Annotated in this window: 24 protein-coding genes and 2 tRNA genes; 9 read left to right on the top strand and 17 right to left on the bottom strand. The window is 61.8% G+C overall.

Going from position 1 to position 21,788, the window contains the following annotated elements; genetic code table 11:
- Window positions 1-24: 24 nt before the first annotated feature.
- The 7 genes from GMO_RS03135 to GMO_RS03105 all read right to left on the bottom strand — a co-directional run bounded on the left by GMO_RS03135 (window position 25) and on the right by GMO_RS03105 (window position 5,281).
- Entirely contained in the window at window positions 25-945 is a 921-nt protein-coding gene (locus GMO_RS03135) for a glycosyltransferase family 9 protein (RefSeq protein WP_050801400.1), read from the bottom strand.
- The gene (gene dnaQ / locus GMO_RS03130; RefSeq protein WP_008850817.1) at window positions 945-1,631 is read right to left on the bottom strand and encodes a DNA polymerase III subunit epsilon; all 687 of its coding nucleotides are present in this window, start codon (window positions 1,629-1,631) and stop codon (window positions 945-947) included. The genes GMO_RS03135 and dnaQ overlap by 1 nt, the downstream gene beginning before the upstream one ends.
- Entirely contained in the window at window positions 1,628-2,233 is a 606-nt protein-coding gene (gene coaE / locus GMO_RS03125) for a dephospho-CoA kinase (RefSeq protein ID WP_008850816.1), read from the bottom strand. Before coaE ends, dnaQ begins: the two co-directional genes overlap by 4 nt.
- 3 nt (window positions 2,234-2,236) lie before the next feature.
- Window positions 2,237-3,067: a shikimate dehydrogenase gene (locus tag GMO_RS03120; protein ID WP_008850815.1), complete on the bottom strand. Its 831-nt coding sequence runs from the start codon at window positions 3,065-3,067 to the stop codon at window positions 2,237-2,239.
- Window positions 3,064-3,825, bottom strand: a complete 762-nt coding sequence (locus tag GMO_RS03115; protein WP_008850814.1) for an N-formylglutamate amidohydrolase — start codon at window positions 3,823-3,825, stop codon at window positions 3,064-3,066. Before GMO_RS03115 ends, GMO_RS03120 begins: the two co-directional genes overlap by 4 nt.
- A gap of 335 nt (window positions 3,826-4,160) precedes the next feature.
- Window positions 4,161-4,742 carry a TlpA disulfide reductase family protein gene (locus tag GMO_RS03110; RefSeq protein ID WP_008850813.1) on the bottom strand — a complete coding sequence of 194 codons (582 nt, stop codon included), beginning with the start codon at window positions 4,740-4,742 and terminating at the stop codon, window positions 4,161-4,163.
- On the bottom strand, window positions 4,739-5,281 hold the full coding sequence (locus tag GMO_RS03105; RefSeq protein WP_245528414.1) for a TlpA family protein disulfide reductase: 543 nt from the start codon (window positions 5,279-5,281) through the stop codon (window positions 4,739-4,741). The genes GMO_RS03110 and GMO_RS03105 overlap by 4 nt, the downstream gene beginning before the upstream one ends.
- 42 nt (window positions 5,282-5,323) lie before the next feature.
- On the opposite strand from GMO_RS03105, the gene argH reads away from it, so the two are divergent.
- Both argH and lptM read left to right on the top strand, forming a co-directional pair.
- On the top strand, window positions 5,324-6,769 hold the full coding sequence (gene argH, locus GMO_RS03100; RefSeq protein WP_008850811.1) for an argininosuccinate lyase: 1,446 nt from the start codon (window positions 5,324-5,326) through the stop codon (window positions 6,767-6,769).
- The gene (gene lptM, locus GMO_RS14345) at window positions 6,766-6,897 is read left to right on the top strand and encodes an LPS translocon maturation chaperone LptM (protein WP_008850810.1); all 132 of its coding nucleotides are present in this window, start codon (window positions 6,766-6,768) and stop codon (window positions 6,895-6,897) included. Before argH ends, lptM begins: the two co-directional genes overlap by 4 nt.
- Before the next feature lie 74 nt (window positions 6,898-6,971).
- Here lptM and GMO_RS03095 read toward each other — a convergent pair whose 3' ends face one another.
- Both GMO_RS03095 and gluQRS read right to left on the bottom strand, forming a co-directional pair.
- Window positions 6,972-7,172, bottom strand: coding sequence for a hypothetical protein (locus tag GMO_RS03095; RefSeq protein WP_008850809.1), 201 nt, complete (start codon window positions 7,170-7,172; stop codon window positions 6,972-6,974).
- Between the two features lie 51 nt (window positions 7,173-7,223).
- Window positions 7,224-8,204 carry a tRNA glutamyl-Q(34) synthetase GluQRS gene (gene gluQRS / locus GMO_RS03090; RefSeq protein WP_008850807.1) on the bottom strand — a complete coding sequence of 327 codons (981 nt, stop codon included), beginning with the start codon at window positions 8,202-8,204 and terminating at the stop codon, window positions 7,224-7,226.
- A 73-nt stretch (window positions 8,205-8,277) separates the two neighbouring features.
- Here gluQRS and GMO_RS03085 point away from each other — a divergent pair, with 73 nt between their 5' ends.
- Window positions 8,278-8,850: an HNH endonuclease gene (locus GMO_RS03085; protein ID WP_040507719.1), complete on the top strand. Its 573-nt coding sequence runs from the start codon at window positions 8,278-8,280 to the stop codon at window positions 8,848-8,850.
- Window positions 8,851-8,893: 43 nt separating this feature from the next.
- Window positions 8,894-9,343 carry a CHRD domain-containing protein gene (locus GMO_RS03080; RefSeq protein WP_008850806.1) on the top strand — a complete coding sequence of 150 codons (450 nt, stop codon included), beginning with the start codon at window positions 8,894-8,896 and terminating at the stop codon, window positions 9,341-9,343.
- A gap of 76 nt (window positions 9,344-9,419) precedes the next feature.
- On the opposite strand, the gene guaA is transcribed toward GMO_RS03080, so the two are convergent.
- Window positions 9,420-11,015, bottom strand: coding sequence for a glutamine-hydrolyzing GMP synthase (gene guaA, locus GMO_RS03075; RefSeq protein ID WP_008850805.1), 1,596 nt, complete (start codon window positions 11,013-11,015; stop codon window positions 9,420-9,422).
- A gap of 101 nt (window positions 11,016-11,116) precedes the next feature.
- Here guaA and GMO_RS03070 point away from each other — a divergent pair, with 101 nt between their 5' ends.
- The 3 genes from GMO_RS03070 to GMO_RS03060 all read left to right on the top strand — a co-directional run bounded on the left by GMO_RS03070 (window position 11,117) and on the right by GMO_RS03060 (window position 11,749).
- Window positions 11,117-11,494 carry a hypothetical protein gene (locus GMO_RS03070; protein WP_008850804.1) on the top strand — a complete coding sequence of 126 codons (378 nt, stop codon included), beginning with the start codon at window positions 11,117-11,119 and terminating at the stop codon, window positions 11,492-11,494.
- A 62-nt stretch (window positions 11,495-11,556) separates the two neighbouring features.
- A tRNA-Arg gene (locus GMO_RS03065) sits at window positions 11,557-11,633 on the top strand.
- Between the two features lie 39 nt (window positions 11,634-11,672).
- Window positions 11,673-11,749 (top strand) — tRNA-Arg (locus tag GMO_RS03060).
- A 28-nt stretch (window positions 11,750-11,777) separates the two neighbouring features.
- Here the strand turns inward: GMO_RS03060 and GMO_RS03055 are convergent.
- From GMO_RS03055 to GMO_RS03045, 3 genes are all read right to left on the bottom strand, one after another.
- Complete coding sequence (locus tag GMO_RS03055) at window positions 11,778-12,212, bottom strand: response regulator (protein WP_008850803.1); 435 nt, start codon at window positions 12,210-12,212, stop codon at window positions 11,778-11,780.
- 111 nt (window positions 12,213-12,323) lie between these two features.
- Complete coding sequence (locus tag GMO_RS03050; RefSeq protein ID WP_008850801.1) at window positions 12,324-13,043, bottom strand: trypsin-like serine peptidase; 720 nt, start codon at window positions 13,041-13,043, stop codon at window positions 12,324-12,326.
- Window positions 13,040-13,429 carry a cytidine deaminase gene (locus tag GMO_RS03045; protein ID WP_008850800.1) on the bottom strand — a complete coding sequence of 130 codons (390 nt, stop codon included), beginning with the start codon at window positions 13,427-13,429 and terminating at the stop codon, window positions 13,040-13,042. The genes GMO_RS03050 and GMO_RS03045 overlap by 4 nt, the downstream gene beginning before the upstream one ends.
- A 69-nt stretch (window positions 13,430-13,498) precedes the next feature.
- Between GMO_RS03045 and lysA the strand changes: the two genes are divergently transcribed.
- Window positions 13,499-14,860 (top strand): diaminopimelate decarboxylase, encoded by a 1,362-nt coding sequence (gene lysA, locus GMO_RS03040; protein ID WP_008850799.1) that lies wholly within the window; start codon window positions 13,499-13,501, stop codon window positions 14,858-14,860.
- Entirely contained in the window at window positions 14,853-17,549 is a 2,697-nt protein-coding gene (locus GMO_RS03035) for a DUF4175 domain-containing protein (protein ID WP_008850798.1), read from the top strand. Before lysA ends, GMO_RS03035 begins: the two co-directional genes overlap by 8 nt.
- A 71-nt stretch (window positions 17,550-17,620) precedes the next feature.
- Here the strand turns inward: GMO_RS03035 and GMO_RS03030 are convergent, their stop codons facing one another.
- The 4 genes from GMO_RS03030 to GMO_RS03015 all read right to left on the bottom strand — a co-directional run bounded on the left by GMO_RS03030 (window position 17,621) and on the right by GMO_RS03015 (window position 21,785).
- Window positions 17,621-18,307 (bottom strand): HAD family acid phosphatase, encoded by a 687-nt coding sequence (locus GMO_RS03030; protein WP_008850797.1) that lies wholly within the window; start codon window positions 18,305-18,307, stop codon window positions 17,621-17,623.
- A complete protein-coding gene (locus GMO_RS03025) occupies window positions 18,304-19,446 on the bottom strand; it encodes an MFS transporter (protein ID WP_040507715.1) in 1,143 nt (380 codons plus the stop codon). Before GMO_RS03025 ends, GMO_RS03030 begins: the two co-directional genes overlap by 4 nt.
- A 90-nt stretch (window positions 19,447-19,536) precedes the next feature.
- On the bottom strand, window positions 19,537-20,307 hold the full coding sequence (locus GMO_RS03020) for a CDP-diacylglycerol diphosphatase (protein ID WP_050801376.1): 771 nt from the start codon (window positions 20,305-20,307) through the stop codon (window positions 19,537-19,539).
- Window positions 20,304-21,785: a Ppx/GppA family phosphatase gene (locus tag GMO_RS03015; RefSeq protein ID WP_008850794.1), complete on the bottom strand. Its 1,482-nt coding sequence runs from the start codon at window positions 21,783-21,785 to the stop codon at window positions 20,304-20,306. The genes GMO_RS03020 and GMO_RS03015 overlap by 4 nt, the downstream gene beginning before the upstream one ends.
- Between the last annotated feature and the right edge of the window lie 3 nt (window positions 21,786-21,788).

The raw sequence follows: 21,788 nt of genomic DNA, 5'->3' as shown, positions 1-21,788 counted from the left end.
GGGCAAGAGGGGCAGCGCTTCAAGTCAGGGAATGCGGGCAGACGAAACGGAAGGGGCGTTTTCATGCAGCAGGGAGCGCGCGACACCCAGCACGGTTGCCTCGCCCAGACCGCAAATCGGCGCATGTCCTTCCGGTCCCGGCGCCTCGACAAAACGCGCAGAAGGCCCGGCTGGCGCATATTCCGTGGCACGGGAGGGACCGAACAGACCCAGCGTCGGCGTCCCGGCAGCGGCGGCCAGATGCATCAGACCGGAATCATTCCCGACGAACAGACGGCAACGCCGCAGAAGGGCCGCAACCTCTCCCAGCGGGCGGTCACCCCCGAGATCCAGCGCATCCGGCAAGCCATCAAGAACCGGCTGGGCACGCGCCTTTTCCTGCTGTCCCGGTCCGTAGAACACCACGGGCCATAATCCTTCGGCGCGAAGACTGTCCGCCAGCGCCACGAAACGCTCCGGCGGCCAGATCTTCCCATCCCAGTTGGCGGTTGGTCCCAGGGCAAGCCAGTTCCCGGGAGGCAGCAGACGCGCGGCAGACGCTTCCTGCTCTGCCGAGGTCCAGACGCGGGGCATGGGAATACGGCGATAGCCCAGCGCCCGTCCCAGATGTTCGATACGGCGCCCCGGCCTGCGCCCACCCCGCACGATGAGCCGGCGGCTGGCCCGGAGCGTCAGTCCAAGCAGCGACCCCCGCAGATCGACCACCATGAACCAGCGCGTCCACACACATTGCGTCCAGAGATCCAGCCAGTGCCGGTCATAACGCCGCTTTTCCATGGTAATGACCTGCTCACAGCGCGGATCGGGCGTGAACAGGCCTGCCGCCACCGGCCCGCATACGACGGTAAAGACGGCGGAAGGATAACGGCACTGCAACGCATCCAGAACGCCGGTGGAAATAACGGCATCTCCCAAGCGGTTCGACGTGATGAACAGGATCCGCATCAGGCGCGACGCCATACGGGGTCCTTGATCGTATCCACGAAAGCCGTATGGGCCGCCAGCTCCGCGTCGGACGGGGGAGCCATCGGCCGCGGCGCGCGCCCTTCCAACGGGTTGATGTTCCCGGCCAGCCCCCTGTTACGGGAGGGGCCCGCCAGACCCAGCCCGCGCTGACGCCCTCCCATGAGCTCAACATACACATCCGCCAGAAGCCGGCAGTCCAGAAGCGCGTTATGGGTGCCACGATCCGAGAGATCGATGCCAAAACGACGGCAGAGCGCATCAAGGCTGGCAGGCATCCCGGGATATTTCCTGCGCGCCATCTCCACCGTGTCGATGGCGCGACTGGCATAATCCAGAGGCCGGCGACCACACTGTTGCAGTTCGGCATTCACGAACTTGAAGTCGAACCGTGCATTATGAGCAATCAGCGGACTGTCCCCGACGAACGCCAGAAAATCCTCCGCGACCTCCGCGAATTTCGGCTTTCCTTCAAGATCCTCGATCCGGAAACCATGCACTTTCGTCGCCTCGGGCGGAATGTCCCGCTCCGGGTGGACCAGGACATGGTAATGCCGGCCGGTCGGCAGATCGTCGATCAGTTCAAGGGCCGCGATCTCGATGATCCGGTCTCCCTGGTCCGGATCAAAGCCGGTGGTTTCCGTATCGAACAGAATGGAGCGTTTCATGACCCCTCACGAAGGCGGTGCAACAGGGCGTGGACCTGCCTGACAGCCGCTCCACGGGACAGACCGGTTCGTATCACGATGTGCGCCCGGCGTCTGCGCTCATGATCGGACATCTGCCGCAACAGAAGCGCCCTGGCGTCCTCAACGCTCATGCGCGCTCCTCCCTTCCCCCGCTGGCGGATGCGGGAAAGGCGCGTTCCCATCGGCGCCTCGACCACCACCACGACATCACAGTTCCGATCCTCTCCGATTTCCATGAGAAGAGGAATATCCAGCACGCAGGCCCGGCATTTCCGCGCTCTGCACTGCCGGAGGAAACGTGCGCGCGCCTTTCGAACCAGCGGGTGCATGATATGTTCAAGGCGTTGCAGCGCATCCGGCTGCCCGACAACCACTGCACGCAGCGCCGCACGGTCAAGCCTGTCGTCCCGGACCGTCCCCGGAAACGCGGCCGCAATCGCCGGGAGTGCCTGTCCACCCGGCGCCTGAAGAGTGCGCACACAGGCATCGGCATCAAAAACCGGCACGCCGGCCCTGCGGAACAGGGCCGCCACCGTGCTTTTCCCTGCAGCCATGCCGCCTGTCAGACCAATGATCTTCATGAATCAGCGCAGGGATGCCGCCAGAAGCGCGAATGTCTCCTCATCCGCCACGGGATCAACGCCGAACCATGCCCTGAACCCGGCACGGGCCTGATGGATCAGCATTCCCAGCCCATCCACTGTTTTCAGGCCACGCGCCTGTGCGGCTTTCAGGAGCGGTGTCTCCCGCGGCGTATAGACAATATCCGTCACACACAGGGCGGGACTGGCCTGACGGAGCGCCGCTTCCCAGTCCATGTCCGTCCTGCCGTTCATGCCAAGGGATGTCGCATTCACCAGCAGGGAGCAGCCTGACAGCAGGGACGGCCATTCGAACCAGGGCAGAGCTTCGCCACCCTCCAGCGCTTCCACCAGATTTTCGGCCCGTTCCAGCGTGCGGTTAGCCACGACCACCTCGCATCCCCGGTCCAGCAGAGCCGCCGCTACCGCCCGCGCAGCGCCCCCGGCGCCCAGAACCAGGGCCCGCCCTTCGATCGCAACCCCATGCGCCGTCAGGTTGTCACAGAAACCGGTGCCGTCCGTACAGTCCCCGACGATCCGTCCGTCGGTGAAGCGGATGGTGTTCACGGTCCCGGCCCGCTTCGCCACATCCGTCAGTTCGTCACAGGCCCGCATGGCGGCTTCCTTGTGCGGAATGGTGACGTTCACGCCACGGAACCCGGCCGCCGCCAGTCCTTTCAGGGCCTCATCGAAAACCCCGGGGCGCGTGGGCAGCGGAACATAAGCCCCGTTGACGCCCGCCACCCGGCACCAGTGATTATGCAGGAGGGGCGAGCGGGAATGTTCCACCGGCCAGCCCATCACGCCTGCCAGGCTGGTATGTCCATCAATCATACTGCAAGTGTCTCCCAGACGCGGGGCAGAAGATGCGCCAGCAGATCAGCCCAGTCACGCTGCCCCTCCTCCCCGGCGATCAGATCCTGCCGGATTTCAATTTCAAGATAAGGCAGGCCAGCGGCCTCCGCATGGCGCGGCACCGTATAGTCCGATACATCCGTGAGAACATAGGGCTCGTTATCACCAACACACAGATCTTCCGCTTTCAGAAGGTCAAGCATCACACGCGCCATCCGGCTGTCCCGGTTATGCAGGATGCCGATCTGCCAGGGACGTTCAACGCCATTCATCTCCGGTGTGAAACTGTGCAGGGCGATCAGGGCAGTGGGCCGGTCACCACGTTCGGTCAGGACTTCCTGAATGGCGTCATGATAGGGATGCAGGATCTCCCGCTCCCGTCGCTCACGGCAGCTCTCCGGCGCTTCGCGGTTGCCGGGAATGGGCGTACGGTCACTGACATGGGGGATGGAGGTGGGATGTCCCGGAGCGCGGTTGCAGTCAATGACAAGACGGGAATAAACCTGCTCGATCAGGGTCGCCCCCAGCGCCTCGTGCAGTCTGCGCCCTACCCCGACGATCCCGATATCCCAGGCGATATGCCGCTCCCAGTCTTCCGCGTCCACACCCAGCATTCCCAGCACTTCGGGAACGGCCCGTCCGGCATGATCGCTGACCAGAACGAAGGGTGACGGAACTTTTTCCGGAAACACGAGAAATGGCGCAGGATCGCTGGCGCCAAGCAGGGAAACAGACATCGACTCTTTCGCTTTCAGGTTCGCCTTTATCTGGCTGGAACCTCTACCGTATGGCGGACAGCCTTTGCAGACCAGTCCATACAGCCCATGACGCGTATAGCGGCCCTGTCTCCCGATGGCCGAAATGGTCTGTGCAAGACTTCGCAAGAGAGCATGGCGACCTTTGCTTCCGTTTCGTCAGGAACACAGTGCGGACTGTTCAGCACCTTGATCATAGAAGACCGTATGTCTTCATGCAGTCCGGAACAGTGACAATAGCAGACCGTGACTGTTCCCAAACGACTGGTCCTCGGATACAGAGGGAACGGCCGCCCGACCCGAAACTGTCCGATCCCTTACGAGCGGGCTTCCATCAGGACGTGCCGCAAGGCGGGACCCGCACCAGTGTCATTCCAGGCCATGCTGCCTCCGGAAGCAGCCCGCCTGTATCCCTTGTCGTCGATAAGGATCGTTACCGGAACGCCCGCCGCGCTCCGCCCTATCCAGTTTCCAAACACCTCCGCCGAGATCGTCCAGGCCGGAACATGATCCAGTGCCCTGCGATGAAGAAATGTCTGGACCGCCTCCGGCGAGCCGCTCTGGAGTGCGATAGGAATAACCGGACAGTCTGCTCCCCAGCGCTGAAAAAAAGCCTCAAGCCGCGGCAGTTCCCGAAGGCAGGGCGCACACCATGTCGCCCAGACATGCAGCAGGAACGGTGCGCCCTGCTGACGGGTCAGCGACAGGGTCCGGCCTTCCGGCCCCGAAAGTGTCAGGCTGACCGGACGCCCCTGACGGGCACAGGGTTTCAGGTCTCCCAGCGATTCCCCCTGACGCCCGGCCCAACGCGCACCCACAACGGCTGAAACACCACCCAGCGCCAGAATCCCTGCAGCAAGGCTTCTGCGTCGCAGCGCTGTGTGATCGGGTGGCTTCACTTTTCCAGACTGGCAACAAGGTTATGAAACACGTCCACCGCATCGGCCGCGCCCCAGTTCACCGGCCCTTCCACAGAGGCGCGCAGTCGCCCCTGTGCATCCATAAAGCAGGTCATGGGCAGACTGGGCTGCGGCAGAGCAAGCCACTGCGTCAGGGCATGGAGGTCAACCGTCCAAGGCTGGATGCCCGGGAGATTCCCGGCTTGCAGATAGGCTTCAACCTTCGGGAGAGGGCTGGCGACCGCAACCGGCACGACGGTATGATCCTGACCGGCAACGCCCAGAAACCGGTTCAGGGCAGGAAGCTCTTCCTTGCACGGGCCGCACCAGGTCGCCCACAGATGTAGGAGGAACGGTCTTCCCCGCTCCTGCGTCAGCGAACGCGTGGCCCCGTTGAGCCCTGTCAGTGTCAGGGCGATCGGCTCATGCATCGGGCGACCCGGGCGCAGACGCGCCAGCGGATATGGCATATCTTGCGCGTGTGCGGAATTGCACAGGAACGCCCCCCCGGCTAGGCTGGTGGCTCCTCCGAGAAACATTCGCCGGTCGATCCGCTTTTCCATCATCCTGTTACGGTTAACATGAAAAACGCCCCTGTCGAGAACGAAACAGACGCCTCCAGCGCCTTTGAAGGTACCGCTGCCAATCCACAATGGGGCGGCCGCTTCGCCTCCGGGCCAGCCGCGATCATGGGTGAAATCAACGCCTCCATCGGTTTTGACAGGATCCTCTGGCGGCAGGACATCCGTGGCTCCCTCGCTCATGCCGCCATGCTTCAGAAGGTCGGCCTGTTGACGAAAACGGAACTGGCGGAAATCCGGCAGGGGCTGGGAGACATCGCCCAGGAGATCGGAGAAGGACGGTTCACGTTCTCCCCTGCCCTCGAAGACATCCACATGAACATCGAGGCCCGGCTGTCCGAGCGGATTGGAGAAGCCGGCAAACGTCTTCACACGGCCCGTTCCCGCAATGATCAGGTCGCGACGGATTTCCGCCTCTGGGTCCGCGATGCGATCGATGGGCTTCAGGAACAGACTGCCTCCCTGATGCGCTCCCTTGCGACGCGCGCCCTCGAATATCACGCCACGCCCATGCCGGGATTCACGCATCTTCAGGTCGCCCAGCCCGTCACGTTCGGCCACCACCTGCTGGCTTATGTGGAAATGCTCTCCCGCGACCGCGGACGTCTGCGGGACGCCCGGGCGCGGATGAATGAATGTCCGCTCGGTTCGGCCGCGCTGGCTGGAACGTCTTTCCCGATCGATCGTCGGATGACAGCAGAAGCGCTGGATTTCGCCCGTCCGACCGCTAATTCCCTTGATGCCGTTTCAGACCGTGATTTCGCGCTGGAATTCCTGTCCACGCTGTCTCTTCAGGCCATGCATCTGTCGCGTCTGGCGGAAGAAATCGTGAACTGGTGCTCTGCTCCCTTCGGTTTCATCAGACTGTCCGACGCCTTCACCACCGGCTCTTCCATCATGCCGCAGAAGCGCAATCCGGATGCAGCTGAACTGGTCCGCGCCAAGATCGGCCGCATCCTGGGGGATTTCGTGGGGCTTCTGACGGTCATGAAAGGTTTGCCCCTAGCCTATGCCAAGGACACGCAGGAAGACAAGGAACCGGTTTTCGACGCGACCGAAGCCATGACGCTCTCCCTCGCGGCCATGGACGGCATGATCCGTGATCTCAGGCCGAATGAAGCCCGGATGCGGGACGTTGCGGATATGGGCTTCTCCACCGCCACCGACCTGGCGGACTGGCTGGTCCGGGAACTGCGCGTCCCATTCCGCACGGCCCATCATGTCACGGGCCGTCTTGTCGGCCTGGCGGAACAGAAAGGCTGTGACCTCGCCGACCTTTCACTGGCCGAGATGCAGGCTGTCGAACCGGGCATCAACGCCGGTGTTTTCGATGTCCTGACGGTCGAGGCCTCCCTCGCCTCACGTACGAGCTATGGCGGCACGGCTCCGTCCAATGTGAGGCAGCAGGCTGAAGGCTGGCTGGCAAAACTGGGAGAGCACGCATGAAAACGCTGATTCTGGTCAGCATGGCCGTTCTGGCACTCGGACTGACAGCCTGCGGCAGAAAAGGCTCGCCGCACGCTCCGGGACCGGACTCCGATATCACCTATCCGCGGGCCTATCCGCCCGAATAAGACAAAAAACGCCGGGCTTCACGCCCGGCGTTTTCAGTCTGCCCCATATTGCCGATAATGAGGCGACAGACAGATCAGGGCTGCGAAGGCGTATTCATCCCTCCCATGCCCGGGCCTCCCGGCCCTGAACTGGGGCCACCTTCCGTCGGGCTGACTCGCTGGGACGCCGAACCCGCGCCCCCAGGACCGGCCGGAGATCCAGGCGGCGGGCCATCACAGGCCGCGAGCGGCAGGACAAGGCCGACTGCCAGCAGGCCAAATGCAATCTTTTTCATGGTTCGTCTCCATCAGGGTAAGAGAAATCCGTTCATGACGGAGAACCAGCACTACGCACTGTCCCCGGGACAGGTTCCTTCAATATCCTGAATGGAATGTTCAGAAGCCGGTCTGAAAGGCGGCAGATCGCTCTCTTCCAGAGCCTGAACCACACGTGGATGGGTCAGCACCGCCTCCGCAGTCCATCCTCTCTGCCGCAGAATACGCACGCCCTCCGCCCCGTCCCGTTTGGAGAGCTTGCGTCCATCCGTCTCCAGAATGAGAGCATGATGGGCATATTCGGGCTCAGGCCAGCCCATCAGGTCCTGAAGAACGCGATGGACCGAGGTTGCGTCATAGAGATCCCGCCCCCGGGTCACGCGCGTGATTCCCTGCAACGCATCGTCATGCGTCACACAGAGATGATAGGACACACCGTTATCGCGCCGCGCCAGCACGATGTTTCCGAACGCATCCGCCCGTCCGGAAATCCGCCCTTTCCCGACTTCATGCCAGGAAGGAACACCGTGCAGTTCATGCAGCGCGCGGTCCATGTCCAGCCGCCAGACGGGCGCACGTCTATCCGGCGCAAGCTCGCGATGACGACACCTTCCCGGATAGACAAGACTACCGTCCGGAGCGCGCTGTGTCGCACCTGCCGCGATTTCCGCCCGTGTGCAGAAACAGGGATAAATGAGCTTCCGATCCCGCAGCTTCTCCAGAACAGACACATAATCTGCAAAATGACGGGACTGCTGACGCATCGGTTCAGCGGACCGGAAACCCAGCCATGCCAGATCCTCGCTCAGAGCCCGTGTCAGGGCATCCGTACACCGTACGCGGTCAATATCCTCGATGCGGATCAGAAAACGCCCTTCAGCCCCGGCCATTCTGCGGGCATGAAGCGCCGAGACGACATGCCCGAGGTGCAGATGCCCGGTCGGACTGGGAGCAAAACGGGTGGAAACAGACGTCATCAGGGTTTCACAAGCAGGTGCTTGCAGCCGGGCCGGTTTGCTGAAATAGTCATGACAAAGAAGCCGACGACGCATGTTCTCCGGCGTTCATCCTGTTATTTTCGTTCGGCGCCGAAACCAACCCCATGTTGTCGTCCTTGCAGAAGGGATGCATGTGGTGTCCGTAAGCAGTCAGCATTTTCCGGCTCTCGTCCTGAATGCGGATTTCCGTCCGCTCTCTTACTTTCCCCTGTCTCTGTGGTCCTGGCAGGAAGCCGTCAAGGCCGTGTTCCTCGATCGTGTTTCCGTTCTCTCCGAATATGAAGACGCTGTCGTGCGCTCCCCGAGCCAGAGCATCCGGCTACCCAGCGTCATTGCGCTGAAAGATTACATTCCCGCCGCGCGCAAGCCGGCCTTTACCCGCTTCAACGTGTTCCTGCGCGATAACTTCTCCTGCCAGTACTGCCATGACCGATTGCCCACCCATGAACTGACCTTCGATCACGTCATCCCGCGTGCCCGTGGCGGCAGGACGACATGGGAGAACGTGGTAACCGCATGTAGTCCCTGCAACCTGCTCAAAGGTTCGCGATTACCAAGCGAAATCGGTATGCATCCCCACAAAAAACCGGCACAGCCCAGTAGCCGTCTTCTTCAGGAAAACGGGCGCACCTTTCCCCCCAATTATCTTCACGAAAGCTGGCGCGATTATCTCTACTGGAACACCGAACTCGAGACCTGAACCGGCGTTCTCTGTGCCCATCTTATCTGCAAGGACATGTCCCATGCGTAGTGGATTACTGCTTACCGCTCTTGCCGTCGGTTTCGCTACCACGGCTCTTCCCGCTTCCGCGGAAACGATCCACCTGTTCGGAGCTTTCAAGACCGAGCACGGCGCAACGTCCCCCATCAAGGGATCGGCCTCAGCCATGCTGGATACCACCAAGGACACCCTGTCCTACCGCTATGAAGACAACGGGCTCAGCGGCCCGGTAACGGCCGCCCACTTGCATGGACCTGCGGAAGGCGGACAGGACGCTGGCGTGATCGCTCCGATCCAGGGTCCATACACCACCCATCAGAAAGGGACGCTTCATCTGACGGCAGATCAGGTCAAGGATGTTCAGGCTGGCAAAACCTATATCAACCTGCATACGGAAAAGTATCCCGACGGCGAAGCCCGCGCCCAACTGACAACAGAACTGACCGGTCACAAACATCACGGGACCGACTGAACGGTTTCTTCAGACACTGGACCATGAAAAAAGGTCCGTCTCGCAAGAGACGGGCCTTTTCCCTGGCGTCAGACAATCATTCCCACTCAATCGTCCCGGGCGGTTTGGACGTAATGTCGTAGGTCACGCGGTTGATGCCGCGCACTTCGTTGACGATGCGCCCGGCCACGCGGTTCAGGAACGCGAAGTCGAACGGATAGACTTCCGCCGTCATGCCATCCGTGCTGGTCACGGCACGCAGGGCGCAGGCCTGATCATAGGTTCGGCCATCACCCATCACGCCAACCGTCCTGACCGGAAGCAGAACGGCGAAGGCCTGCCAGATCGCGTCATACAGTCCGGCATTGCGGATTTCCTCAAGATAGATGGCATCCACCTTCCGCAGCAGATCCAGCTTCTCTTTCGTGACATCGCCGGGGATACGGATTGCCAGACCCGGCCCGGGGAACGGATGCCGCCCCACGATGTTTTCAGGAATACCCAGTTCACGCCCCAGAGCGCGCACTTCATCCTTGAACAGCTCCCGAAGCGGCTCGACAAGCTGCATGTTCATGCGCTCGGGCAGACCGCCGACGTTATGATGGGACTTGATCGTCACGGACGGACCACCCGAGAAGCTGACGCTTTCGATCACGTCGGGATAAAGCGTTCCCTGCGCGAGGAACTGAGCACCACCCAGCTTGGCCGCTTCCTCTTCAAACACCTCGATGAACAGACGCCCAATCGTCTTGCGCTTGACCTCGGGGTCCGTCACGCCAGCCAGTTCTCGCAGGAACAGCTCGGACGCATCCCGGTGAACGAGCCGGATATTGAAGCGGCCACGGAATGTCTTGACGACCTCATCCGCCTCGCCACTCCGCAGGATACCCGGGTCAACGAAAATACAGGTCAACTGGTCTCCGATGGCGTCATGGATCAGCTTTGCAGCGACAGAACTGTCCACACCACCAGACAGTCCACAGATCACACGCCCCGACCCGACCTGCTTGCGTATCCGGGCGATTTCGAGGTCACGGAAACCGGCCATCGTCCATGTGCCACTGCAGCCGGCGACGTTATGGGTGAAATTCCGGATCAGCGCGGCGCCATGCGGGGTATGCACCACTTCAGGATGAAACTGCACGCCATACAGGCGACGCCCTTCATCCGCGATAATAGCAAACGGTGCACCTTCGGAATGAGCGACGGCACGGAAACCAGGCGGAAGCTGCGTGACGCGATCCCCATGGCTCATCCAGACCTGCTCACGCTTGCCCCGGGCCCAGACGCCACGGAACAGGGAGCAGTCCTCCGCAATATCAATGTAGGCCCGGCCGAATTCCCGGTGCTCATGCGTTTCGACCTTGCCCCCCAGCATCTGGCACATGGCCTGCTGGCCGTAGCAGATACCAAGGACAGGACGGTTCAGCGCAAAAACCACACCCGGAACCGGTGGAGCGTTTTCATCATGGACACTAGCCGGGCTACCGGAGAGGATGATGCCGCGCGGATTGAAGTCGCGGATCTTCTCTTCACTGGCTGTGAACGGCCAGATCTCGCAATACACGCCGCTCTCGCGGACGCGGCGGGCAATAAGCTGCGTCACCTGGCTTCCGAAATCCAGGATCAGGATGCGATCTTCATGAAGGGTTTCGTCGAGCTTCTCGACGGTGCTGACGTCCTGCTGGGTCAAAGTGATGGCCTCGCGTTCCGGTTCATGGTGCCTTTTGAGGCACTCCTATAAGGTGTTGTGTCGTCTGCGTCATCCATTCTGCACCATGGAACAGAAACAACATGCGTCCGATTGCATTTTTTGCCCTTTCCGCCACTGCATTCCTGGCGGCCTGCGCCGGAACACCTGATCCAGGCCACGATCCGGGCGGCCGGTGGGTAGGCGCGCTTGTCGCCGATCAGGGCGAATGTCCAACCGAGAGGACATCCACACTGGAGATTCGCGGCAAGGAAGTCCTGTTCACGCCGGCGGACGGAGCGCAGATCCTGCGTGGCACCTATCATTCCGGAGACCAGCGCTATCATGCCGAACTGATGACGCTGGACATGAACCGCCATCCCTCGCCGGTTGTTTTCAATGGTTATCCGGTCGGTCAGGCGATTGGCGGCACTTTCGGATCGGCTGCCTGCCGGGCGCATATCACCATGACACGAAAGTAGAATTTATTTTCGGAGGGGGGTTGTCAGCCCGAAAGACCGCCTGTAAAACCCCGCCTCACAGCGCACCCGTAGCTCAACTGGATAGAGCACCAGACTACGAATCTGGGGGTTAGAGGTTCGAGTCCTTTCGGGTGCACCACTGTTCTTCCGGCTGACCGGAAGAGAAAATCATGTGCACGCACCCGTAGCTCAACTGGATAGAGCACCAGACTACGAATCTGGGGGTTAGAGGTTCGAGTCCTTTCGGGTGCACCACATAACCCCTCCCTGAAAAACCGAGCTCCTAGTGCTGGACTTTCTCCAGACTACGATACACTTCATCCCACTCATAGGGCTTGGGCAAAAACACCGTGCCGTGCGGCAGAGCTGGCGCCCTGCCGAGATCCTCTCCTGACGTCAGGATGATTCCAACATTTGGCCAGCGGGCATCGACAGTCCGCGCCAGTTCCAACCCGTCAACGGAACCGGGCATGTTGATATCCGAAAAAATGAAGCCGATATCCGAAAAGTTTCCGAGCGCCTCAAGAGCCTCCTGAGCGTTTGCCGCTGCCACCGTGGGATACCCTTCCGTTTCCAGCATATCCACGGCCAGAAACCTCAGAAGCGCCTGATCTTCCACAATCAGCACACGCTCTGCATGGGCGCGGTGCTCTTTCTGTGCCTGCGCATTATGAACAGGCTCCCGATCGGATGCGTCTTTCATGGACATGATGTACATGGTGAAAATCCTCCCAGATCGGGAAAACCGGCAGTGCCGGAATGTTGTCTGCTTTTTGAAAACGTCTGGAACCGGGAAGGTTTTCAGTCACCCGAAAATACTGCCCTGCATTCAGTGCATGACCGGAGGCATCAGGGGAGCCGCGAAACCACCGGCCCCCTCCTGGGCCAGAACTGCAAGCCCCCCGATCTTCCAGCTTCCATCCGGCTGCCGGACCAGAAGAGGACTACCGCTGTCTCCGTGCGTCGCAGCGCAGTCATGATGGATCAGCCCGCCTATCGTCAGCCCGTTCAGATGGCAGTCCACGTCGCCGTAAGGAACTTCTGCCCGGTCCTGCGGATATCCGACCAGCATGACAGACTCATTCCCTTTGACGGCCACGGGAGAGAGAAGATCATCCGTCTTCACGACCGGACGGTCCAGAATGAGCGTGGCCCGGTCAACGGACGCCGTGGCACTCTCGTTGGCAGGATCATATCCGGGCGCGACGATGATGCGCCTGACCTGCGCATGGGTGCGGTAACTTCCCCGCACATACCCCATCAGGACATGAACATCGCGGGGCTGGATATAATGACCCGTGGCAGGAAGCCACAGACAGTGCGCTGCAGTCATGACAACAGTCGGCGCAACGGCAAACCCCGTGCATTTCGTGCCCAGCGCGGTCTGAACCCGCCCCAGAATACGCCATGGGTAACTGTTGACGTCCACCAGATCGCGGTATGCTCCTTCACGGCCCAGTCCAGGCAGGGCCGGCAAAGGCGCCGCATATGGCCTGGCTGCTCCTGCGATCAGCATCAGCGCCGACAGGATGGCAGCAGCCTTCCTCATCCAAGATGATCCGGACCGAACGCATCAGGCAGAAGCGCCGTGAGAGTCCGTGTCATGAGATGCCGCCCCTGCGGGTCCACCATATGGACTTTCAGGTCCGGCGCACCGAACTCCCGGATTTTCTGACGACAGCCGCCACAGGGCGTACAGGGCTCATCCCCGCCCACGACCACTATTTCCTCGATCCGCCGTCCGCCGGCACGGATCATTGCGGCAATGGCTCCGGCCTCTGCACAGGTGCCAAGAGGATAAGCTGCATTTTCCACGTTGCAGCCTGAATGCACCACGCCGTCACACCGCAGCGCCGCCCCCACCTGAAACCGGGAATAGGGCGCATAAGCCCGGGAGCGGGCTTCAAGCGCCTGTCTGATCAGTTCTTCCATCATGATTCCCGACCCTAACCGCTGCGGGTTCGGCTTGGAACATGTCTCAGACAGCGATACGGTAGCATCACCATGAGCGCACCCTTTCCTTCCGACCCTTCCACTGATCCATCCCTGCTCGATCTTCTGGCCAGCCGTCCTTCCCTCCGAATGGACGTACGCGACGGCCTGCTGTTCGAGGGCGTCCCTCTTCATGTCATTGCAGCCGCAGCCGGCACACCATGCTGGATTACCGGCGCAGGCACCCTGTGCCGGCGCGCGCAGGCGCTGAAATCCGCCTTTGAAGCACGGGGCCTGCCGGTCAGCTACCATTTCGCCATGAAATCGCAGGACCATCAGGCCACCCTGACCATCCTGCGTCAATGTGGTTTCGGTGTCGATATCGTCAGTGGTGGGGAAATGCAGCGCGCGCTCCATGCTGGCATTCCTTCATCAGGGATCGTCTTTTCAGGCGTTGGAAAATCCGATGCCGAACTACGGGCCGCGATTGAGCACGACATCGCACAGGTGAATGTCGAGAGCGTCGAGGAACTGTACCGTCTGGACGAAATGGCCCGGGCCTGCGGGAAGGTCGCCCGCGCTGCCCTGCGCGTCAATCCGGATGTGGACGCCCAGACCCACGACAAGATCAGTACCGGTCGTGCCGGAGACAAGTTCGGGATCGAACACCGCCGCGCTGTGACGCTGTACGGGGAAGCCACCGCCCTGAAGAACGTCCGGCTGGTGGGGCTTGCCGTCCATCTTGGCAGCCAGATGGTCACGGCCGAACCGTTTCGGGAGGGTTACACCCGTCTGGCGGAAATGGTCCGGGAACTCCGGGCTCTCGGTCATACGGTCGAAAGCGTGGACTGCGGCGGTGGCCTCGGTATCCGCTATCGCGACGAAATCGCTCCCGCACCCGACATGCTGGCCGGTGTCATCGCCGAGACACTGGGAAATCTGGATGTACGCCTGAGCATCGAACCCGGACGCTGGCTTTCCGGACCAACCGGCCTTCTGCTGACGCGCGTGATCGAAACCAAGGCCGGGAATCCTGATTTCGCCGTGATCGACGCGGCGATGAACGATCTGGCCCGTCCCGCGCTCTATGAATCATGGCACGGTATTCTTCCAGTTGCGCCAACGGCCCTGCAAGCCGACACAAAACCCTGGGACGTCGTAGGGCCCGTCTGTGAGAGCAGCGACATCTTCGCCCGCGACCGCGCCCTGCCGGCATCCCTCAACCGGGGAGATCTGGTCGTTCTTCTGGATACGGGAGCCTACGGATCAGTCATGAGCTCGACCTACAATACACGCCCGCTGGCAGCCCAGGTTCTCGTGGATAACGGGCGCTGGGACATCATCCGCCAACGCCAGACCGTCGCAGAACTGATCGCGGCCGAGACCGTTCCGGCCTGGCTGGAACAGGATAGCGCGAATCCTGCCCATGGCTGATCCCCGGAACGCCACAGCCCGCCTTGCCACCATCCGCCAGCGCGCCCGACGCGTCATCTGGTGGGAACGGGCATGGCAGCCATTTCGCTGGCCGCTTCTGATGGTGGCGTTCTATGTGCTGGCCTCTCTGGCCCGCCTGCCACAGTCCCTGCCCGACTGGCTGCACGCCCTTGCGGAAATCGCGGTTCTGGGGACGGCCCTGTGGCTTACCATCCGGGGCATACGCCAGATCACGCCGGCCACCACCGTGCAGGCCGATCGCAGGATCGAGCGGGATTCCCATCTCGCCTTCCAGCCCCTGCTCAGCCTGACGGACCGGCCGGCCTATGCCGGCATGGGTGAACAGTCTACCATCTGGACCCGCCATGTCGAACGTGTGGCTGCCGGCCTCGGCCCCCTGCGGGTCGGTTTCCCGCGCCCTGCGATGGGAACGCCGGAAAAAGCTGCGGTTGCCGCTGTGCCACTCGTCCTGATCACCGCCATCGTGCTGAGTGGCGTCCATACGCCGTCACGGCTGCATGCCGGTTTCCTGCCCGGCGTGGATGATGACAGCATTCCGCTCCCCACCCTTCAGGCCTGGATCGACCGTCCGGGCTATGCCCCGGGCGCGCCGGTCTTCCTGTCCGCGCATGGACAGAACGGGACTATCCGGGTTCCGCAGGGCGCAATCCTGAACGCCACCATCACCGGTGCGCGTGGACGTCCCGTCCTTCACGGCGTGTCATCCGCAAAGCGCAGTCGTCTGGATGCCCAGAGCTGGAACGAACATGCCCTGCTGGAGCAGAGCGGCCTCGTCAGCCTCATGGTCCGGGGACGGACGCTCGGTTCATGGACCATCACGGTAGAACCGGATCTGCCACCCACCGTGACATGGGACGGCAGACCGGGCCCTGAAAAAGACGACTGGCGGACAGGCCTGCCGTGGAAGGTGCATCAGACCTATGGCGTCTCTTCCCTGGAAGCGGAAATCACCCTCCCCGGCCTGTACCGCGGGCGCGTCCTGACGGTTCCCATCCCGCTGGATGGACAGCCGAAGGATGCACACGGACTGGCCCGCCCCGACCTCTCTTCCGATCCGTTCGCCGGCATGGAAGTCGAAGGGCGACTGCATGCAAAAAGTGTGTCGGGACATGAAAGCCGGAGTGCAGCCGTCAGGTTCCGGCTCGGAACCCGCAGATTTTCTGATCCGCTGGCCCGGGCGCTGGTCTCCCTGCGCCGTCGCCTGATGCTGGGGCAGGAACACACGTCGCAGGCAGCAGACGAACTGACTCTCCTCACGCAGACCACCAACGTCCCGGCCATTCTGGCTCCCATGGGACTGATGATCGCATCCCTTCAGAAAGATGCCCCTGAAGGAGCGGAAGTCGCTGTGCCAGGCCAGCTCTGGGCACTGGCCCTGTATCAGGACGACCTCAAACGGGACGGACCGGAAATCGCCGATGCCGCCGCCGAGGTCCGGGCCGCACAGCAAAGCGTCCAGCAGCAGCTCGATCACATGCGCGATCTGGGAGACAAAGGCCACAGCCTCCCTGAGCAGGAAGAACTCCAGCGGCGGACAAAAGCGCTGAAGGACGCGCTGAACCGCCGGATGCAGCTCCTGTTCCAGCGCGCAGCCGCCAGCGGGATCGTCATGCCCCAGTCCGGCAGCAGTTCCGCTGAACCATGGTCGGATGCGATGCGCCGCCTTCAGTCGGATGCCGAACAGGGCCATGGCGATGAGGCGCTCCGCCGTCTTCAGCAGATGGAAGACATGGCCGAACATATGCGTCAGGCCACGCCGGAGGACCTGAAGGCCCTTGCCGCCCAGATGAAGGCGCAGGCCGAAGCACAGGCCCAGCGTGCGGCTCTGCATGATCTCGTCCACCGTGAGACCATGCTGCTCGATCACACACAGGCCCGCCTTTCCGCCGCGCGCAAGGCAGCGATGCCTCCAGGCGAACAGATGGACAGCCATGGCGATGTCAGCCAGATGTCCACGGCCGATCTTCTGCGTCAGCTTGGAATGCAGCCGCCACCGGGTATGGACCAGCACGCAGCGGACGCGGCGCCACCTCCTCCCGTCGATCCGGCGACCGTCAATTCTCCGGCTCAGTCCGATCAGCGCCGTGCGGATCATGCGCTGCAACGCGCACTCCAGCGCGTAAACGACATCCTCTCCCGTCGCGTCAAGGATCTGACAGGTAAACCGGCAACAGCCTTCGACAAGGCCCGGGACGATATGAAAACCGCCCGTCAGACCCTTGCCGACCGGCAGGATGACAAGGCCCAGACCGCCGAGCAGAAAGTTCTGGCTGATCTGGCTGAGGCCGGGAAGCAGGCCCGCCAGAACCAGAAATCCGGCGGTGGATCAGGCAGCGGCCAGAGTGGCGGTCTGAGCTTCATTCCCTCCATGGGGTCAGGTGGTTCAGGCCACCAGCAGCATGGTGCCAAAGGTCAGGACGGCGATAATGGCGATCAGCCGGAAGCTGGCGATGAAGATGGTGACGACGATACCCAGAAGGATCAGGACCCGCTGGGCCGCAAGCTGGGTGAAGGCCAGAACGGCAAGGATTCGGACGCCCATATTCCGGACAAGAGCGCCCGCGACCGCGCCCGCGACATCGAGCGTGAACTGCGCCGCAGGGCCTCGGACCGGACCCGTCCGCAGGGCGAACTGGATTATCTTGAGCGACTGCTGAAGTCGTTCTGAACAACAAAGGGCGTCCCCAGCCTGCTGATGGGGACGCCCTTCACGTTACGGAATGGTCCTGTCGCTCGCCGTTACGGAACCCGGTAGAACGGATTGGGCAGAAGAAAGGCCTTTTCTGCATGGCCGCCTTCCAGATCGGACGGCTGGTCGCCCAGACTGGCGATGATCGTATAGCCTTTGGCCTCGATCGCAGCCCGGGTGGGTGTCTTGTAATGCGCAGCATAGCCGTGGGACGTCATGGGCCGCAGATCCAGCCCGTCCCAGTGCGTGATCCCTGCCAGACGCAGGTTCTTCGCCGTTGCCTCGCGCTCGTCCTCGTGGCGGCCCGTGATGAAGAACAGCGCGACATGATGCGCCTGTGCCTCGTCGATCAGCGCTTTCATTGAAGCAAAAGCCGGCGCACGACCGCTCTTCTCCCACGCGATGGCACCGCACGGTCCCTTGGGCAGGCTGTCACACGGACCAGCCGGAATATAACCGAACGCATCCGCCCGGATTTCATCCCAGTTGGACAGCGTGGTTTCGTCAATGTCGAGCACGATGGCCGGACGATGCACTTTCGGCGCTTCGAATGTGATCCATTGCCGCGCCTGCGCGGTAACAGCGTCAAAATCGCGCTGGTAATCGCCGCTGTCATGATAGGCGCTGGCGGCCATGATGGCATCACCGACATTGGCCGGCTGTTTCGCAAGACCCGTGCCCGGCATGAAGGTGACGCTGGCGAGCAGGCCAGCGGCGAGCAGAAAAGAGCGTGTCACGGCGGAGCGACCTTTCGCGATAGGAGAACGAGACCAGCCCCGAACAGGGCCAGAACCGTTCCGATAACGGAAATACCCGCATAACCCAAGCCCATGGACAGAGCGATCGCGCCAAATGCGGCGCCCAGCGCATTGCCGAGATTGAACGCGCCGATATTCATGGACGACGCAAGCGCCGGAGCACCATGGGCCGCCTGCATGACACGCATCTGAAGCGCAGGCATGAGAGCGAAAGTGGCAGTACCCCACGCTAGCGTACCCAGCAGCGCCCCAAGAACGGTTCGGGCCATCCAGGGGAAAGCCAGCATGACGCAGCCTAGCACCGGGAAAAAAACCAGTAGACTGCCGTCCAGCGAACGGTCCGCGCTGCGACCGCCAATGGCGTTTCCAATCGAGAACCCCACCCCTGTCAGCATGAGGGCAACCGTGATGACAATGGAAGAGGCATGGGTGATGTGCTGGAGGATCGGAGCGATATAAGTGTAGAGCACGAACATCGCCCCGGCCCCGATGGCCGTAGTCAGGAGCGCCAGCAGCACGTTTCCCCGGGTCAGAACGCGCAGTTCCGCAGCCACATCTGGCGGCGGACCGATCTCCCGTGCGGGGAGAGCCAGCTGGACCGCCACCATGGTCAGCACGCCCAGCAGGGCCGTGACACCAAAAGCCATATGCCAGCCATGATTCATGCCCAGCCAGGTTGCAGCCGGAACGCCAATGATATTGGCAACCGTCAACCCCATGAACATGGTCGCAACAGCGCTGGCCCGGCGGTCGGGCGCGACCAGAAGCGAAGCCTCCACGGCCCCGAGACCAAAAAAAGCCCCATGCGCCAGACTTGTCAGCACACGGGCCGCAAACAGTACGTTGTAATCCGCGGACACGGCCGAGAGCAGATTCCCCGCGACATAAATGCCCATCAGCAGCATCAGCGACAGCTTGCGGCGGAAACGCGTGAGAAGGAGCGTCATGACAGGCGCTCCGATCATGACGCCCATGGCATAGGCTGTCACCAGCCCACCCGCTCTGGGAACGCTGACCTGAAGGCCCTGCGCAATAACAGGCAGCAGACCCATTGGCGTGAACTCAGTCGTACCGATGGCGAACGCACCTACGGCAAGCGCAAGTAACGGCCAGTTCAATGACGGCTTCACTGGCAAAGCTCCGGAAAGGAAGGTTGTTCGATTTTTATCGAACAATTTCGCTTCCGGGGCAAATCCTTCTCACGGCACTTACATCATGCCGTTCTGATGCATCCCCATGTCCAGACCATCCATGACCATGTGTTTATGCTTCGGATCGTCGATATGGCATTTGTGATCCTGAAGCTCCTCACCCGAGGCGAAGTCCAGAGCATGGGCCTGATCGTCCAGCAGGATGAAACCACCGTGTTTGGCCGGCGTCACGACCAGCGTATGGATGGACATGTCATCAGCCGCCAGCACCCGGAACGGAGACGGTTCAAGGCTCTTCACCACTTTCGCACGATACGGATGACCATAGAGGGAGACCAAAGACCAGTCCTCCGTGATCATGTTCTTGTCGAGTTCCGTCCGGACGTAGGGAGACAGACAGTCCACATGGATATGCAGCTGATCCTGCGTGCGCCCGGAACGGGAATTGATGGCGAGGGACAGATGGGCATCCGGGATCGGAAAACCGTAGGACTGCGCCACGTGCCCACGTTCAGCCCATGCATCCGCAAAGTAGTTTGGTTCATCAGGTTTCAGCAGGTCCGGATCTTCCACGCCGGGAGTCCTGAGCGTCGGGATCAGAAGATACTGTCCCCTGCCGTTACGGTCCTTCAGGAGCGCGTACCCATCCTTCGCATCATAGACGGTACAGGGATTGTGACCGGCATCATTCGCGCACTGCGTTCCGACAATGCTCCACAGTCTGTTGCGGTCATGACCCTTGTGGCAGGCCGTCAGACCGCCAGCCATGGCCAGTGCCGATACCAGACCGAGTACGGCCTTCATTCCCCTGTTTTTACGAACCCTCATTCTTCCCTTACCTGACACTCAAGCTGCATGGCCGCAGCCAGTCTTTCAAAACGGCGACGGACTGCACTTCCCGCCGCCCGGACACTCCGCGCCCCGAGGATCAGGACCAGCCGGTCACCCTCGACGATCAGCCTGCATTCCTCCAGCAGGACAACCGTACCGCCACACAGCGTATAGGCCAGACGCAGCGCGAGGCCCAGACAGATGGCGCGTTCGATTTCCGAACGGGACAGCAGCTGGCGGGACGGTTCGATCAGCGGAGAATCCAGCGGAACCTCGTAACGGACCGCCAGCGTCAACCCGATGAACGCGCGTGCAGTATGCTCAAAGCCCACGCCATGCCCATGCATGATGCGGCGATAGGTCTGCTCCGCGCGGTATTCCGGATGGTCGTAGGAGCCGATGTCCGACAGCGTACAGGCCAGAACGCGCAGGCGCTTTTGATGTGGTGTTTCATGCGGGAAAAGAGGCGCCGTCCAGCCAACCAGCGGGTGGGACAGGCCCACGCTCCGCGCGAGGCGGTTCGCCATGTCCTGCGCCAGCGTTTTCATCGGATCCTCTGCGGCCACCGAGGATGCGATGTGCTTCATGTACCAGCCTTCACGCAGGCCATCGACGCTGAACACCACCTTGGACGGCCTGACCCGTTCCATCAGGCAGCGCAGGACCACAGCCGCGAAAGGTGCGTCCCCCAAGCGCTTCCGGGGCGCGCCGGGCAGTTTTTCCAGCGTGCGTCTTGGCGCGTTGATGACCCAGTCCGCCAGTTCCCGCGCACCGCCTTCCGAAAGGGTAAACAGATGCACGAGATTGAGGGGGTAGCGCGTTCTGGCGATCTGTAACCGTGCCAGCGCCCGGAATGCTCCGCCGACGAGATAGAGCGGACGTCCCGTCATGCCCGGCAGCCAGTTCACCTCGCCCAGCATCTGCCTTGCGATGTCGGCGGCAACCTCGATGTTCCCCTCGGCACGGTCCTGAAGGCGGATGACACCGAGTCTGGTGGTCAGGGCCTCGAAATACTGCCCGTCCGCAATGTGAATGAGTTCCATCGAGCCACCGCCGATATCGGCGACCAGTCCGTTGGCCTCAGGCAGACCACACAACACACCGCGCGCGGCATAATCCGCTTCCTCTTCTCCCTCCAGAACACGGATGGGAACGCCGGGCATCCGCGCCCGGATAGCCGCGACGAAATCCGGGCCATTGCTGGCATCACGCACGGCGGCGGTCGCAAGGACCTCGAACGGCTCCGCCCCCATGGCCCGCGCAACGGTATGAAATCGCCCGAGGACGTCCATCGCCAGGGTGACACCCTCTTCGTTGAGCCGCCCCGTGGCGTCCAGCCCCCGGCCCAGCTTGAGAGTGACCTTTTCATTGAAGATCGGAAGCGGATTACGGGTCACGCCTTCGAAAACAACGAGACGGACCGAATTGGACCCGAGATCGACAATGGCGGAGCGCAGGGCGGCGGGTGAGGACATACA

Origin of the sequence: Gluconobacter morbifer G707 (assembly GCF_000234355.1) — a bacterium.
In the GTDB taxonomy this organism is placed as follows: Bacteria; Pseudomonadota; Alphaproteobacteria; order Acetobacterales; family Acetobacteraceae; genus Gluconobacter; species Gluconobacter morbifer.
Note: the sequence above shows the minus strand (reverse complement) of the source record. Positions and strands in the feature narration are given on the sequence as shown.

What these genes read in the sequence shown, in the direction of transcription:
- GMO_RS03135 (WP_050801400.1), bottom strand. Translation starts at nt 945, where the DNA reads ATGCGGATCCTGTTCATCACGTCGAACCGCTTGGGAGATGCCGTTATT.
- dnaQ (WP_008850817.1), bottom strand. Translation starts at nt 1,631, where the DNA reads ATGAAACGCTCCATTCTGTTCGATACGGAAACCACCGGCTTTGATCCG.
- coaE (WP_008850816.1), bottom strand. Translation starts at nt 2,233, where the DNA reads ATGAAGATCATTGGTCTGACAGGCGGCATGGCTGCAGGGAAAAGCACG.
- GMO_RS03120 (WP_008850815.1), bottom strand. Translation starts at nt 3,067, where the DNA reads ATGATTGATGGACATACCAGCCTGGCAGGCGTGATGGGCTGGCCGGTG.
- GMO_RS03115 (WP_008850814.1), bottom strand. Translation starts at nt 3,825, where the DNA reads ATGTCTGTTTCCCTGCTTGGCGCCAGCGATCCTGCGCCATTTCTCGTG.
- GMO_RS03105 (WP_245528414.1), bottom strand. Translation starts at nt 5,281, where the DNA reads ATGTTTCTCGGAGGAGCCACCAGCCTAGCCGGGGGGGCGTTCCTGTGC.
- argH (WP_008850811.1), top strand. Translation starts at nt 5,324, where the DNA reads ATGAAAAACGCCCCTGTCGAGAACGAAACAGACGCCTCCAGCGCCTTT.
- lptM (WP_008850810.1), top strand. Translation starts at nt 6,766, where the DNA reads ATGAAAACGCTGATTCTGGTCAGCATGGCCGTTCTGGCACTCGGACTG.
- GMO_RS03095 (WP_008850809.1), bottom strand. Translation starts at nt 7,172, where the DNA reads ATGAAAAAGATTGCATTTGGCCTGCTGGCAGTCGGCCTTGTCCTGCCG.
- gluQRS (WP_008850807.1), bottom strand. Translation starts at nt 8,204, where the DNA reads ATGCGTCGTCGGCTTCTTTGTCATGACTATTTCAGCAAACCGGCCCGG.
- GMO_RS03085 (WP_040507719.1), top strand. Translation starts at nt 8,278, where the DNA reads ATGCATGTGGTGTCCGTAAGCAGTCAGCATTTTCCGGCTCTCGTCCTG.
- GMO_RS03080 (WP_008850806.1), top strand. Translation starts at nt 8,894, where the DNA reads ATGCGTAGTGGATTACTGCTTACCGCTCTTGCCGTCGGTTTCGCTACC.
- GMO_RS03070 (WP_008850804.1), top strand. Translation starts at nt 11,117, where the DNA reads ATGCGTCCGATTGCATTTTTTGCCCTTTCCGCCACTGCATTCCTGGCG.
- GMO_RS03055 (WP_008850803.1), bottom strand. Translation starts at nt 12,212, where the DNA reads ATGTACATCATGTCCATGAAAGACGCATCCGATCGGGAGCCTGTTCAT.
- GMO_RS03050 (WP_008850801.1), bottom strand. Translation starts at nt 13,043, where the DNA reads ATGAGGAAGGCTGCTGCCATCCTGTCGGCGCTGATGCTGATCGCAGGA.
- GMO_RS03045 (WP_008850800.1), bottom strand. Translation starts at nt 13,429, where the DNA reads ATGATGGAAGAACTGATCAGACAGGCGCTTGAAGCCCGCTCCCGGGCT.
- lysA (WP_008850799.1), top strand. Translation starts at nt 13,499, where the DNA reads ATGAGCGCACCCTTTCCTTCCGACCCTTCCACTGATCCATCCCTGCTC.
- GMO_RS03035 (WP_008850798.1), top strand. Translation starts at nt 14,853, where the DNA reads ATGGCTGATCCCCGGAACGCCACAGCCCGCCTTGCCACCATCCGCCAG.
- GMO_RS03020 (WP_050801376.1), bottom strand. Translation starts at nt 20,307, where the DNA reads ATGAGGGTTCGTAAAAACAGGGGAATGAAGGCCGTACTCGGTCTGGTA.
- GMO_RS03015 (WP_008850794.1), bottom strand. Translation starts at nt 21,785, where the DNA reads ATGTCCTCACCCGCCGCCCTGCGCTCCGCCATTGTCGATCTCGGGTCC.